Raw genomic sequence first — 13,857 nt, 5'->3', positions numbered from 1 at the left:
TATTATGAAAAGTATATTACGCTGTTAATCTCTACCTGTAAAGGGAATAACACCTACTAAAAAGGGCTAAATCAACTAAAATTAGCTTAATTGGGCATCAAAACAGCTTTTTATCTACATTTATCTCGCTATAACGTACGAATACTAACTTTTTTCGTGATTCCACACCTAAACTAGGCTTAAATTACAAATTTGTTTATAATGATCGTGAATGAAAACGATTCATAATTACCAATAATTTGCTAAACAGGGAGGCAATGAGATGGGGCCCATTTTACAAGTTGATTCTTTATACGGGGGATATTTACCAAATAAACCTGTTCTTCATGACCTGACCTTTTCTATCCGTCAAGGTGAAATGATGGGTCTAATTGGACTCAATGGCGCAGGAAAAAGTACGACGATCAAGAACATTCTCGGCCTTCTTCAGCCGCAAAGGGGATCTATTCGAATCAACGGTTTGACATTAGCTGAAAATCCGCTACCTTATCGCGCAACTTACGCTTATGTTCCTGAAAGTCCAGAGCTATACGAAGAACTTACCATCCGTGAGCACCTTGAGCTTACAGCTATGGCCTACGGCTTATCGAGAGACGACTATTTCTCCAGGTCACACGCGCTTTTGGAGCAGTTTCAAATGCAGGACAAGCTGAACAGCTTTGCCAGTCATTTATCCAAAGGGATGAAACAGAAAGTCATGATCATGAACGCATTCCTAATCGAGCCCTCTTTATACATTATAGACGAGCCCTTTCTCGGTCTTGATCCTTTAGCGATCCGCTCTTTACTAGAGTTAATGGTCAAAATGAAACATAATGGCGCATCATTCCTCATTTCATCACACATTTTGTCTACAATTGAAAAATATTGCGATAACTACGTCGTCCTTCACCGAGGTCATATGGTCGCACAGGGCGATTTAGTCGAATTACGTGTGCAAACCGAACTCGTTAATGCGTCACTCGACGACATCTTCTATAAGCTTGTACAAGGGGATCCGTTATGAGAAATATGGAAATCAACACCCGTGCCCTATGGCAGCAAAGATTTGAACGATATATGAAGGAATCTATGGGATATTGGCAATACGCAGCGCGTAGTAATTTTATTGGTCTCGTGTTGTTTCTTGTCATCGTTTCTTCCTATTATTATGCAAAAATATTACAGCGTCTTCCGACAGATTATCCCTATCTTTGGATCGTGCTTCTACTGCTCGTTCCGCTGCTATCTTCAAGCCCGATTCGTACATTGGTGAGAAGTGCAGATCGCATGTTTTTGTTACGTATCGAACATCAAATGGGCGCTTACTTCCGCAGCGGATTTAAGTACAGCTTGGCGCTGCAAGCCTTTTGGATATTTCTTGCATGGGTTACTTTGTGGCCTCTTTACCACCACTGCCTCGGAGCTGCAGAACAGCATTTCTTATGGATGCTCGCACTACTTCTTCTATTGAAGATAGCCAATTTATTAGCTAGCTGGCAAGAGAGTCGTTTTGCACATGAACGCGCAAGAAAAGCGTCGGTTGGCTTTCGCTGGCTTGCATCAACCGCTCTCATTTCCGTGCAATTTCTTGCCAGTGTTTTTTGGGCAAGCGGCGCAGCTCTACTTCTCATTTTAGTTTGGCTGGCAGCAACTCATTTTGTATCAAAATATGTCGTCGGATGGGATTACCTTATCGCCAAGGAAAGGCAGCAGCAGGCTCGACTCTATGCCTTTTTCAATTGGTTCGTCGATGTTCCTCAGCTGCCAACACGAATAACCCGCCGGGGTTGGGTCAGCGGGCTAACACGATTTATTCCTTTTAGACAAGATGCTACTTATTTATATATATATATGAAGACATTGGTGCGTACGGAGCTGTTCACGATTGTATTGCGTATTTCCTTGCTAGGGGCATTAGCTATAGCAGTTTCTAGCAGCGGAACGGCAAGGAGTCTAATTTTTATAATCTCCATGGTGATCTCACTCGTTCAGTTAACGTCACTCGAGCGTGCCCACCGTTATACCTTCTGGCTAGAGATGTACCCGCTCAATCGAAATTTGAAAGCTGGCTCACTGGCCTTTATTATCTGGTCAGTCTTGCTGCTCCAATTATGTATCCTTACAATTCCTCTATTGATACGTTCTTCACCAATCTACATCTTAGTCCCACTCTTCAGTCTCATCTTCCTTTCGTTCAGCTGCGGAATCATACTGCGCCGTAAGTTCGAGAAGAACACTTTACTTGAGACCTAGCAGTCGAATGGCATTGTTTGTCGTAATCTCTGCAAGCTCCTCCAGCGTTATGCCCCGAATTTCCGCGGCCGTCTCAGCTACCAAGCGAACATAGGCTGATTCGTTACGCTTGCCGCGGAAAGGGTGCGGGGTCAGGTAGGGAGCATCCGTCTCAATCAATAGGCGATCTAACGGCACTTGCGCAAGTACTTCCTTTGGCTGTTTGGCGTTCTTGAACGTCACAGGACCTCCAAAAGAAATATGAAAATTCATATCCAAGCATTGCTTCGCTGTCTCCCAGCTTCCTGAGAAGCAGTGCATGATACCTCCAACTTCCGCGGCCTTCTCTTCTTTTAAAATGTTCAAAATATCTTGATGGGCATCTCGATTATGAATGACGATGGGCATATTGAGTTTACGCGCTAGACGGATTTGCTCCCGAAACACCCGCTGCTGCACTTCCTTCGGTGACTTATCCCAGTAATAATCAAGTCCAATTTCCCCGATAGCAACGACTTTCTCATGTTTGCACAAATCTTCAATCATCACTAAATCATCGGGTGTCATATCGATAGCGTCCACTGGATGCCAGCCTACCGTTGAATAGATGAAATCATATCTCTCTGCAAGAGCAATCGAACCTGGAATAGTCTCTCGGTTAAAGCCTACGTTCACAATTCTTGTGACACCGGCATCAAGCGCGCGCTGAATCACTTCGTCCTGATCTTCATTAAATTGTTCGGCATTTAAATGTGTGTGTGAATCCGTTAGCATGATTGTTCTCCCTTATGTTGAATATTGTTGCTATTCTTGCTCACCGAGCAGCTTCCATAAATCCGGATAATTTGTTGCGTTCAAACGTTCTAACAGTTCCTCCGGATAATAAACATGATGCTTACCCATTTGGAAGCCACTAATCGACTGAACAATCTCAGACCGATGTGTAATTTCCGTCAATGTCTCTTTATGATCCAGCAGCAAAATAGGCAAATTATCGTCTGTTTCACCGGGTCTGTACACATCATAAGATTGATCCGATGGGAAATCAATTTCCATGTAATAGGCAGGATCAAATCCAACCTCCGCCATCACTTTCTCCATACGCTGAATAAGACGATGATTAGACTCTTCAAAGGTGCTGTATTTGTACAACTTACGGTCCAAGAACCGCTTGCACATATCACCTAAAATAAGATCCTTCTCGTTACTCCAGAAGGTTAACATCGTCTGCATGACAGACTCATCCAATAACAAATAATCTTCGAGTGATATGTTATTTTGAATCAGGTGTAAGATCGGATCGACCATAAACCCAAAAGTATAGTTTTCTTCGTATAAATGTTTAGCCCGCGCAAAAATTTTATGCAGTAAAATTTCCGCACTCCGAGTCACCGGATGGAAATAGACCTGCCAATACATTTGATAACGGGACATCAAATAGTCTTCTACAGCGTGCATCCCGCTCTCTTTGACAACAATATGCCCTCTATAAGGCCGAATAACTCGAAGAATCCTCTCGAGATCGAATGTGCCGTAATTTACACCAGTGAAATAGGCGTCCCGCAGCAAGTAATCCATACGATCGGCATCCAACTGACTGGACACAAGGCTAACGACAATTTCTTCACTATACGATTTGCAAATGACGCCTGCCACTTTTTTCGGAAAATCAGGGGATACCCGGCTGAGCACTTGGTTGACTTCGGTATCTCCTAGCACAATTTTACAGGACCAGTCCTCATGCCTCGTGCCGAAAGCTTTTTCTATCGAATGCGAGAAGGGCCCATGACCCAGATCATGCAGCAGCGCCGCACAAAGGCAGAGCAGACGTTCCTCCTTCGGCCAGTCATCATATTGATTACGTTCGAATTGCGAAATAATTTTCCGAGTGATTTCGTACACACCTAGCGAATGAGAGAACCGACTGTGCTCAGCGCCATGAAATGTTAAATAGGACGTGCCTAGTTGCCTTATGCGGCGCAGTCTCTGAAACTCTCGCGTATTAATTAAATCCCAAATAGTTTCGTCCTGTACGTAAATATATTTATGAACTGGATCTTTAAAAACCTTCTCTTCCTTCATCCTTACACTACCTCTCTTTTATTAATTTCTACATATTTTCGACAATTCCAAATAATTATTCGACAAAATATGTCGTATTTTGTCGAATTGCGAATTCCAATTTTTCTTCAAATATACCCCATTAATTTTTTTTATTACTTAGCGATTTTTCAGGGGGTACGATCGTAATATATGGTTTACAATCCCTTACTCTACTTGGATTTATCACATTTTAAACCGTGACAAGATTTTGAATATTTATGAATATCGAGCTTTAAATAATCGAAAATATGGTTGACTATTTTGGGAATGGTTGGTATCATTAAACAAGATGATATGTCGAAACATGGCGATATTGATAAAATTTTAATAAATTCGAAAGGGGTTTTATATATATGATGAAATCTACAGGTATTGTTAGGAAAGTTGATGAGTTGGGGCGCGTTGTTATTCCTATCGAGCTGCGCCGCACGTTGGGTATTGGCGAGAAAGATGCTTTGGAAATTTATGTAGACGGCGAACGCATCATGCTGAAGAAATATGAGCCTGCTTGTATCTTCTGTGGTAATGCTGAAAACGTATCTTACTTCAAAGGAAAAATTGTTTGTCATATTTGTTTAGCAGAAATGCCAACACCTGTGACAAAATAAGAAAAATAGTATATAATAGAAGTAGCACTTATCCTATTGGTAATTCTAACCTTTTTCATATCTCCTCTAATCTCTAATTTGTTGGCTTCGGCCACGGATTAGAGATCTTTTTTTATCCAGCGTATTTTTAATAGCAGGAACGCTGCACTGCCCGCGCGCCTTAGCGCTCGAGTAGTGCATTGTACACGTCGCGCTTGGACAGCCCGCGATCACTCGCAACCAGCTTCAAAGCATCCTTGCGATCACTGCCATGCTGCTCGTAGTGCTCAACATGCTCGCCCAGCGTCATGGCCTCCCACCAACCGTCGGCCGCTTCCCGCGCTGCCGCCGCGGATGCGCCTTCGGCGATCACACAGTACTCGCCCTGCGGCGGGTACTGCTCTAAGTGCGCGAGGCACTCTGCGATGGTGCCCCGCAGAAACTCCTCGTACCGCTTCGTCAGCTCGCGGGCGAGACACACCCGGCGCTCCGCCCCCCACACTTCCGCCATGCGGGTAAGTGTTTTCTCGACGCGGTGCGGCGACTCATAGAACAGCAGCGTGTCCTGCACGTGCTGCAGCCCTTCAAGCACCTTCGTCTGATCCTTTTTCTCCCTGGGGAGAAAACCGACGAAGGCGAAACGCTCTGTCGGCAAGCCTGATGCAATCAGCGCCGACAGGGCCGCATTCGCACCGGGGATGGGCACCACCGGCACACCCTGCTCGACGGCCATCCTCACCAGGTCATAACCTGGATCGGAGATGGCCGGAAGACCCGCATCGCTGACGAGCGCGATGCTCTGTCCTTCGAGCAGCAAGCGGACGAGCTCGGGTCCGCTTGCCTGCTTGTTGTGTTCGTGATAGCTGACGAGTCGCGTAGCGACCTCGAAGTGCGTCAGCAGCTTGCGGGTTTGCCGCGTATCTTCAGCGGCAATCATACTTACTTCCTTCAGAGTGCGGATCGCACGGAAGGTCATATCCTCTAGGTTGCCTATTGGTGTCGCAACCAGGTAAAGCGTACCTATGCCGCTTCCATCCTCGCGATAACTTTTTTGCACATTCAAGCTCACTGTCGTTTCCCTCTTCACTGTAGTCTTATGCTTACGAATCTGTCTTCTTACGAAAACTCTAAGGACGCTCTGCCCCCGTAATAGATCTCTTTCAGTTCTTTGCAGTACTCTTGATTGTCATCATAAACAATCAGCGGCGGTAAGGTGCGGATTTCTGGCTTCCCGTCCTTCATTCCCTCCACCAGCACCATCATTGCTTCTTCCCCAGCCCGCGCATGCACATACCGGATCCGCTTCGGTTCAAGTCGGTACTGCCTCATTAAGTAACAGATATCGATTAAACGCGTAGCCCGATGCACCATAGCTACTTTACCGCCCGCTTTCACCAACTTAGCGCTGGCCGCAATCACGTCTTCCAATGTGCAATGAATTTCATGACGCGCCGCTGCATAATGCTCATTCACATTCTGCTCACCATTCGGAACAGGCAGATAGGGAGGATTCACGGTTACGGCATCGAATTGGCCATGACCCAATGTTTGATGAATCGTTTTTAGATCCCCTTGAATCATATGTAACCGCTCTTCCAAACCATTAATCTGCGCATTGCGAACCGCCATATCTGCGAGCCGCTCTTGAATTTCAACACCCCAGATTTCAGCGCGAGTTCGCGTTGTCAGGAGCAGAGGAACGACGCCATTGCCCGTACATAGATCAATCATACGCCCCTTAGGAGGCACACTGCAAAACCGGCCAAGCAGGACAGCATCAAGCGAAAAACTAAATACTTCATCACTCTGAATAATTTTTAAATCATACGTTAATAAATCATCAATTCGTTCGGTAGGTCGTAAAGGCAACATACGTATTTCGTCATTTCCTTTCTAGATTCGCTCTTTATGGAAAAAAACCGTAAGGCATATACCCCTACGGTCAAACGTACTTATTTATTTAAAAAGGATAAGCAAAACAAACAATCTCCCTCAGTCCGAAGGTGTCCATAGTACACATTGCAAATGTGAAAACCTTCATTATACAAACGGGTCAAATTATCATATCCGGCCCCCGGTAACGGAAGCGGTTCCTCTGCCTCTCCTGCGGGCTGCTCGACAATTGTTTCCTCTTGTCGGATCAGTTTGCGGAGCTGCTGATTTTCTATGCTTAGTCTCTTATTTTCTTCGATGAGTATAATAACTCGTTTCTTTAAGGCACCCAACTCGGCATAAGTGGCACCCATTCGTTCTTCGATCCCATCTATTTGTCCAAAAATATCCTGTTTATCCACGCTTTCACCTCTAGTGCCATGCATGCTTACTGGCGAGCGCCTCCTTGGATCCTATGCCGCTACTCTTGTTCAATTACATCATCGAAAGGTAAATCAAGTGCTTTACCAAGGTCGAACAATTGAACCTTCGCGGTACGCTCACTGATATTTAACCCTAATACTTTACCATTACCAAAAGAGGTGATCACATGCCTACCGACGGTTGGCAGCGAATCTTTGGCACTCTCGTAATTATCATGTTCATATTTCAAGCAGCACATTAACCGGCCGCATAATCCCGAAATTTTCGTTGGGTTGAGCGACAAGTTCTGGTCTTTTGCCATCTTAATTGATACGGGCTCGAAATCACCTAAGAACGAGGAACAGCATAGGATTCGCCCACACGGACCTATACCTCCAAGCATCTTCGCTTCATCCCGCACACCAATTTGACGCAGTTCAATTCGAGTTCGGAAAATACTCGCCAAATCCTTCACGAGCTCACGGAAATCAACGCGTCCTTCCGCCGTAAAATAAAAAATAATTTTATTGCGGTCAAAGGTATACTCTACGTCCACGAGCTTCATCTTAAGACTATGATCTTTAATTTTCTCGTGACACGTTTGGAACGCATCCTTGGCTGCTTTCTTATTCTCTTCAACCAAATCAGCATCCGAATCATCCGCTATGCGAATCACCTTTTTGAGTGGAAGCACGACATCATTCTCTTTAACATTCTTCTTTCCTACGACCACTTTACCGTATTCTACACCGCGAGCGGTTTCAACAATAACGGCACTTTCTTTCTCAATTGGCAAATCAATCGGATCAAAATAATATATTTTACCCGCTTTCTTGAAGCGGACGCCAACTACCGAATACATCTTCTTACACCCCCTGCATCTCCACGAGCATTTTCTCTATAACCAGCTGAGAATTGGCGTTGAAGCGCAGTCGTTTTTGTAAATCTACCGCTTGCTCCATCATACGCACCCATACTGAGACATCCCGGCTGAACGCGAGGGAGCTCATCCAGTCAAGCTGATCACTATAAACAATTCTGTCTCTGCGCTCAAGTCGCAACTGCACCATATCTTTAAACCAGAGAATCAACAAATCAAATAGACTTGACATGTGATCCGCAAGTTCTGTTTTCACAATTCGTTGCTGTACCGTAATCATGGAACTAGGGAAACGTGTGAGCGTCTCCTTAGCTAATTGTAACACTACGGTTCTCATTTCTGCAAACCAATTCGCACCAATCAGTTCTCTTGCTGCTTGTAATCCAGCGGTTAATTGCGTTGCGGGCTGTACAAGCACTGCGGGAAGACCTTCTTGCAGAAGTGTCAGCACCATTTGCTCACGCGGCATCGGCGTGAAATGAATCCACTGCGCACGCGATTGAATCGTCGGCAGCAGGGCATTGCCATTCTCTGTAATGAGAATCGCGACCACACGTGAAGTCGGTTCTTCTAAGAACTTCAGCAGGCTATTCGCAGCCTGTACGGTCATTTTCTCTGCATGATGCAGGATATATATTTTCGTTCCGGAGGCAGTAGCACGGTAAGCAAACTCCTTTTGCAGCTCACGAATTTGCTCGATCTTAATCGAGGCGCCTTCTGGCTCAACTATGTGCAAGTCTGGGTGATTGCGATGTTCGACTTTGCGGCATTCCAAACATTCGCCACACGCCTCATCCGTACCATGCTGGCAGTATATAGCTTTAGCTAAAGCTATCGCCATTTCCGAACGGCCTGTCCCAACGGGCCCGCTAAAAATATAGGCGTGAGACAGTTTGTCTTGTCGCAGCCCGTTCTGCAGAAGTTGCTTGGCCGCCGCTTGCCCCGGTATGGCTTCGAAGGACATTAGTTATGGCACCTTCCTAAAATAACAAGTTAATCAGCATGCCTCGGATTTCTCCGATTTTTTGCAAAATTTCAATTCTACCCTGCTCATTCTCTAGCAATTCATCAGCTAATGAAAGGAGCTCTTGATCAATTTCTTCTAAAAGCTTATATCGCTTCGAACGGCCGCGACGATCCCAGCCCTTCGTATCTCTTAAGTTGACACCACGGCGAGCGGTTTCCTCCAGAAACTGCCTGATCAGCAGTTTGTACTGCAGAAGCTCTCTGACTGTCATAGCCCGCGACAGACGGTCGCCCTGCAGCGTGATTTGCTGCACCATTTTGGACAGCTGCTCCTGCGTAAATTTCTCATCCTGCTGCTGCATTATATCAGAGAAATTCCGGGGGGCCATCTGTGGCGGTGGGACGTTCTCGTTCACTTTGACGTTTTTACCTATGGGCTGCCACCCCGGATTAATTTTCAAAACGCATCCATCCTTGTGTATGTCTGATTGAATCTTGATAAACGGGATCGCCGTTCTTGTCTAACAAGGAACAGGCTGTTTATCAGGGTTGATGCGAAGCAATAAGTTGTCAAAACTTATACTTTTTTATCAACTTAGTAATGCTCAAAGCGCTCGACTGGCAATACGAAAACCGCGGCTCCACCCACTTGAACTTCCACAGGAAATGGAATGTAAGAATCTGTCGTTCCTCCCATTGGAGAAACCGGTGTAACAAGCTGTTCCCGAATTTTGCAATTGGCGCGTATTACCTGCATGACCTCTTGCACCCTCTCATCTTCCGTACCAATCATGAAAGTCGTGTTCCCTGCGCGTAAAAACCCACCAGTACTTGCCAACTTCGTGGCGCGAAAACCTTCTTTAATTAAAGCATTGGAGAGACGGTTACTGTCCTTATCTTGTACAACGGCTACGACTAATTTCATAGGGGTTGCCTCCTCTTATTATAAACTAAGAATGGATTTTCTGCTTTATAAGGAAAAATGTTCCTCAAGCAAACGGTTACAATTACTCCAAATCTCTGTAGCAATCTCCTCTTCACTGCGGTTAGCATTAATGACTTTTACGCGATCAGGATGATCTGCTGCTATCTGATGGAAGCCTTCCCGTACCCGGCTGTGGTAATCTACATGCTTCTGTTCAATGCGATCTAATTGTTGGGCATTGGCTCCCGAGCCCGATGCTCTATGGTGCAGTCTAGCCAAGCTAACTTCTACTGGAACATCCAGAATGTACGTGCGGGTTGCTTCTAACCCTGAACTAGCATATTGCGATATGGCTTTTACTTTATCTACATCCAAGCCAAGTCCGTAAGCCTGGTAGGCAACACTTGCATCAATGAAGCGATCACACAGTACAATTCGGCCAGCCTCTAATGCCGGGAGAATCAACTGATGCACATGCTGTGCTCTGGATGCCGCGTAAAGCAGTACTTCCGCTTGATCCACCATCTCCTCATTAACAGGGTCAAGAATAATGCTGCGAATCTGATCACTAATAGCCGTTCCGCCCGGTTCTCTTGTTACTAGAACATCATGTCCTAGTTTCTTAAGCTCCTCACCCAATTTCTTCAACTGTGTTGTTTTCCCGGAGCCGTCCGGCCCTTCAAACGTAATAAATATTCCGTTCACTCTTTCCTCCTGCTTGCTGCTTTACCAGTTCTTATAATGGTTTATGTGTATATCTTTAGCTTTTGTGTCTGACCAAATTCGGTTCCTTGGAACTTGATTCCGCTTGCGGCCAATTGTAATAAGGCTTCGGCCACAGAAGCCGAGATCACTTCACCCGGGTATAGATAGGGAATTCCCGGTGGATACGGGATCACCATATCCGCAGAGCGCTTTCCAACCGCATCCTGAACGCTTACCTTGCTAAACGCCCCCTCTACCCTTCCTGCTTTGGAGATATCTCTCATATCAAAGGCAATTGGAGAAGAGATTTGTGTATAGTAGGGTAATTTAAGTATATTCGAGATAGGCGCCTGAAGTTCCTTCTTTTGCAAAGGAACATCCGAACAAATGTTGTTTAATGCGTGGACAACTCTTAACATATCCGCTCGACTGGAGGCAGGGGTGAAAACAAGCAGCACCTGACGTCCATCTGTCATTTCAACAAAGCAGCCTTGTGCTTCTAGCCTGTCCTTGAGTTCGGAGCCCGTTAACGTATTCGTCGGATCATAGATAGCCACTTTAAACGGATCTGCTGTCTGATGCCTTTGACTTTGGTTTTCTGGAAACTCCCGTGGATGAAAATCAAACTTGTTAAGTTCATCAAGCCATGACCTAAATTCATTAACAACTGTAATTCCCTGTTCTAGCCAATCCTTGCCTTCCGTATGCATCCTCTTTCTCGCCAAATCTAGTGAGGCCATAATCGGATAAGATGGGCTTGAGCTCTGAAGCATCCCAAGCAGCTGTTTAATCGCCATTCTGTTTATACGTGGTCCTTGGACGTGTATCATAGCACCCATCGTCATTGCTGTAAGCATTTTATGCGTGGATTGTACCACGGCATCAGCCCCTTGAGATAATGCGGAAGCCGGAACCTCAGGATGGAAGCCATAGTGAGCACCGTGTGCTTCATCGACCAGAAGCAACTTCCCTTTTGCATGCATCAGCTCCGCAAAAGGCTTTAAATTCACGCCCATCCCATAATAATTCGGGTTTGTTAGGAACAAAGCTTTAGCCTCAGGATACTGTTCTAGCGCTTGCTGTACATCTTCGATATGAATACTGGTGGCCACGCCTGTCTCCGGATGAATATCAGGAGCTATAAACACAGCTCTGGCTCCGGCTAACATAAGCCCGTGAATGACTGACTTATGTACATTCCTTTGTACAAGTATGATATCGTCTTTCTCACAGACGGCTGAAATCATGGCTAAATTGCCAACCGTGCTCCCTCCGATTAGAAAATAAGTATCCTCTGCTCCAAAGCAATCCGCCGCTAGCTGCTCTGCCTCCCTAATGACGCCCTCTGCGTGGTGCAGATCATCGAGGCCTGTAATTTCCGTATAATCGATCGACATTACTGTCCTTAGGAAGTTTGCCCCTTCATCTAGTAGGCCTTGTCCAGATTTATGACCTGGCACATGGAAACTTACGTGTTTGTGACCGTGATGAGCGACCATGGCTTCAAAAAGCGGCGCTTGAGACTGTTTGGAACGTTGGCTGCACATACTGGCATGACTCCTTGAGCTTCTTTAGTTTTCTATTTAATACCCTTATAGTAGTGGATTGACGCTAAAAAAACAAAAAAGCTTCCATAAGAAGCTTCTCCCTTTAGTTCATATATTGTTTCGAGTTCCCCATATAAAAAGCTTTCCTCATCTGTCTCACATAAAATGGATACTTCTGATCATTCACATTCGTTTTGACCATCTCACTGCTGCATTCATCGCAGATAAAAGCCGTAATAATATGAATCCCGCCAATCCGCTGCTGCTCACAGATCATACATACCCCAATTCGGTTCTCCTCCATATGATCACTCCATGCTCTTTTACTATTAGTATATCCGGTTCTCAATTCTCCTAAACTAGCTAAAACCTCATATTTTGGAAGGAATGTACCGATATACTCTTATACCAGGTTAACTGTTCACGGAGGTCATCATCATGTCATCGATACAAGAACCAAATCTCTCCAAACAATCTACCATTTACAGCTATACATTAATGAAGCGAATATATCATTCCTTATATAAATTGATTTTGTACTTTATAGTGTTAGCCTTAGCCGTCTTCTACAAATTTGACCCCACCAACTGGCTGCCGCTAGTAGTCAGCTACCCACTTCTGCTTATCTTCCATACGTTGTTAGTTCGGATTTATTTCCAATTCACAATCGGGATGGCCATGAGAGGCTGGTCCTACCGTTGGGGTATTTTCTGGTACGGCTTTTTACCTGAGGGAAATGCCTCTATCCGACTAGTATCCAAAATACAGCTTCACTTATTCTGGATTGGTCTATCAATGATTACGCTTCTCTACCCCTGGATACCTGAAAGATGGTTGATCCATCTCACTATTTTTCACTTTTGGATGCTTATGCCGCGGCTTTGGATTCTATTCCGGTTTCGTCCTTACCGCAAAGCCGGCTTGATCAAGATCACGGACAAAGATACATCATGCTTCATGCAATAGGTCGTCCTTCAAATCTAATAAGAGCCCTTCGAGGCTCTTATATATTTGTGGATTCGCTCGAACAAATAGAAAAAGAACCTTACGGGGATTTCTCCCTGTAAAGTTCTTCATTGTGCTTGGCAACGTTCTACTCTCCCAGAACCCTGCGGTTCAAGTACCATCGACGCTGGAGGGCTTAACGGTCGTGTTCGAGATGGGAACGCGTGGGTCCCCTCCGCCATCATCACCAAACGTGATGCTTCTGCCAGGAAACATCAAAAACATTGTTCAGGCTGTCTTGCACCCTGAAAACTAGATACGAAACTTGCGTAAAGTTGTTTTGCTTAGGTTAAATGCTTATGCTTCCGAAGCTAGCCTTCCTCCGGAAAGCTTTATGGTTAAGCCCTCGACCGATTAGTATTCGTCAGCTGCATGCATTGCTGCACTTCCACCTCGAACCTATCAACCTCGTCGTCTACAAGGGGTCTTACTGACTTGGGAAATCTCATCTTGAGGGGGGCTTCGCGCTTAGATGCTTTCAGCGCTTATCCCCTCCGTACATAGCTACCCAGCGATGCCTCTGGCGAGACAACTGGTACACCAGCGGTACGTCCATCCCGGTCCTCTCGTACTAAGGACAGCTCCTCTCAAATTTCCTACGCCCGCGACAGATAGGGACCGAACTGTCTC

The 13,857-nt window shown here is 45.4% G+C and carries 16 protein-coding genes and 2 rRNA genes; 4 read left to right on the top strand and 14 right to left on the bottom strand.

Going from position 1 to position 13,857, the window contains the following annotated elements; translation table 11 throughout:
• Positions 1-262: 262 nt before the first annotated feature.
• The gene (locus BLT91_RS25840) at positions 263-1,006 is read left to right on the top strand and encodes an ABC transporter ATP-binding protein (protein WP_090826573.1); all 744 of its coding nucleotides are present in this window, start codon (positions 263-265) and stop codon (positions 1,004-1,006) included.
• The gene (locus BLT91_RS25835; protein WP_090826571.1) at positions 1,003-2,235 is read left to right on the top strand and encodes an ABC transporter permease; all 1,233 of its coding nucleotides are present in this window, start codon (positions 1,003-1,005) and stop codon (positions 2,233-2,235) included. The genes BLT91_RS25840 and BLT91_RS25835 overlap by 4 nt, the downstream gene beginning before the upstream one ends.
• Here the strand turns inward: BLT91_RS25835 and BLT91_RS25830 are convergent.
• Together BLT91_RS25830 and BLT91_RS25825 are read right to left on the bottom strand one after the other, a co-directional pair.
• Positions 2,221-2,988 (bottom strand): TatD family hydrolase, encoded by a 768-nt coding sequence (locus BLT91_RS25830; protein WP_090826569.1) that lies wholly within the window; start codon positions 2,986-2,988, stop codon positions 2,221-2,223. The genes BLT91_RS25835 and BLT91_RS25830 overlap by 15 nt on opposite strands.
• 30 nt (positions 2,989-3,018) lie before the next feature.
• Positions 3,019-4,296 carry an HD domain-containing protein gene (locus tag BLT91_RS25825; RefSeq protein WP_090826567.1) on the bottom strand — a complete coding sequence of 426 codons (1,278 nt, stop codon included), beginning with the start codon at positions 4,294-4,296 and terminating at the stop codon, positions 3,019-3,021.
• A 374-nt stretch (positions 4,297-4,670) separates the two neighbouring features.
• On the opposite strand from BLT91_RS25825, the gene BLT91_RS25820 reads away from it, so the two are divergent.
• Positions 4,671-4,925: an AbrB/MazE/SpoVT family DNA-binding domain-containing protein gene (locus BLT91_RS25820; RefSeq protein ID WP_028557356.1), complete on the top strand. Its 255-nt coding sequence runs from the start codon at positions 4,671-4,673 to the stop codon at positions 4,923-4,925.
• A gap of 160 nt (positions 4,926-5,085) precedes the next feature.
• Here the strand turns inward: BLT91_RS25820 and rsmI are convergent, their stop codons facing one another.
• The 10 genes from rsmI to BLT91_RS25770 all read right to left on the bottom strand — a co-directional run bounded on the left by rsmI (position 5,086) and on the right by BLT91_RS25770 (position 12,526).
• A complete protein-coding gene (gene rsmI, locus BLT91_RS25815; RefSeq protein ID WP_090826565.1) occupies positions 5,086-5,973 on the bottom strand; it encodes a 16S rRNA (cytidine(1402)-2'-O)-methyltransferase in 888 nt (295 codons plus the stop codon).
• 47 nt (positions 5,974-6,020) lie between these two features.
• Positions 6,021-6,776: a tRNA1(Val) (adenine(37)-N6)-methyltransferase gene (locus tag BLT91_RS25810; RefSeq protein ID WP_090826564.1), complete on the bottom strand. Its 756-nt coding sequence runs from the start codon at positions 6,774-6,776 to the stop codon at positions 6,021-6,023.
• Between the two features lie 80 nt (positions 6,777-6,856).
• Positions 6,857-7,198 carry a DNA replication initiation control protein YabA gene (gene yabA / locus BLT91_RS25805; RefSeq protein ID WP_090826651.1) on the bottom strand — a complete coding sequence of 114 codons (342 nt, stop codon included), beginning with the start codon at positions 7,196-7,198 and terminating at the stop codon, positions 6,857-6,859.
• Positions 7,199-7,257: 59 nt separating this feature from the next.
• Positions 7,258-8,061 (bottom strand): PSP1 domain-containing protein, encoded by an 804-nt coding sequence (locus BLT91_RS25800; protein ID WP_090826562.1) that lies wholly within the window; start codon positions 8,059-8,061, stop codon positions 7,258-7,260.
• 4 nt (positions 8,062-8,065) lie between these two features.
• Positions 8,066-9,043 carry a DNA polymerase III subunit delta' gene (gene holB, locus BLT91_RS25795; protein ID WP_090826559.1) on the bottom strand — a complete coding sequence of 326 codons (978 nt, stop codon included), beginning with the start codon at positions 9,041-9,043 and terminating at the stop codon, positions 8,066-8,068.
• Positions 9,044-9,059: 16 nt separating this feature from the next.
• The gene (locus BLT91_RS25790; RefSeq protein ID WP_090826557.1) at positions 9,060-9,506 is read right to left on the bottom strand and encodes a YaaR family protein; all 447 of its coding nucleotides are present in this window, start codon (positions 9,504-9,506) and stop codon (positions 9,060-9,062) included.
• Positions 9,507-9,640: 134 nt separating this feature from the next.
• Entirely contained in the window at positions 9,641-9,970 is a 330-nt protein-coding gene (locus BLT91_RS25785) for a cyclic-di-AMP receptor (RefSeq protein WP_079417169.1), read from the bottom strand.
• Between the two features lie 45 nt (positions 9,971-10,015).
• Complete coding sequence (gene tmk / locus BLT91_RS25780; RefSeq protein ID WP_090826555.1) at positions 10,016-10,675, bottom strand: dTMP kinase; 660 nt, start codon at positions 10,673-10,675, stop codon at positions 10,016-10,018.
• Between the two features lie 41 nt (positions 10,676-10,716).
• Entirely contained in the window at positions 10,717-12,222 is a 1,506-nt protein-coding gene (locus BLT91_RS25775; RefSeq protein WP_090826553.1) for an aminotransferase class I/II-fold pyridoxal phosphate-dependent enzyme, read from the bottom strand.
• A gap of 103 nt (positions 12,223-12,325) precedes the next feature.
• Positions 12,326-12,526 carry a sigma factor G inhibitor Gin gene (locus BLT91_RS25770; protein WP_090826551.1) on the bottom strand — a complete coding sequence of 67 codons (201 nt, stop codon included), beginning with the start codon at positions 12,524-12,526 and terminating at the stop codon, positions 12,326-12,328.
• Between the two features lie 134 nt (positions 12,527-12,660).
• Here BLT91_RS25770 and BLT91_RS25765 point away from each other — a divergent pair, with 134 nt between their 5' ends.
• Positions 12,661-13,188, top strand: a complete 528-nt coding sequence (locus BLT91_RS25765) for a hypothetical protein (protein ID WP_090826549.1) — start codon at positions 12,661-12,663, stop codon at positions 13,186-13,188.
• Between the two features lie 114 nt (positions 13,189-13,302).
• Here the strand turns inward: BLT91_RS25765 and rrf are convergent.
• Together rrf and BLT91_RS25755 are read right to left on the bottom strand one after the other, a co-directional pair.
• Positions 13,303-13,419, bottom strand: a 5S ribosomal RNA gene (gene rrf / locus BLT91_RS25760).
• Positions 13,420-13,561: 142 nt separating this feature from the next.
• Positions 13,562-13,857: ribosomal RNA gene (locus BLT91_RS25755) — 23S ribosomal RNA — on the bottom strand; the annotation flags it as partial.

This window comes from Paenibacillus sp. yr247 (assembly GCF_900103825.1).
Lineage (GTDB): Bacteria > Bacillota > Bacilli > Paenibacillales > NBRC-103111 > Paenibacillus_E.
This window is presented reverse-complemented; position numbering and strand designations above follow the sequence as displayed.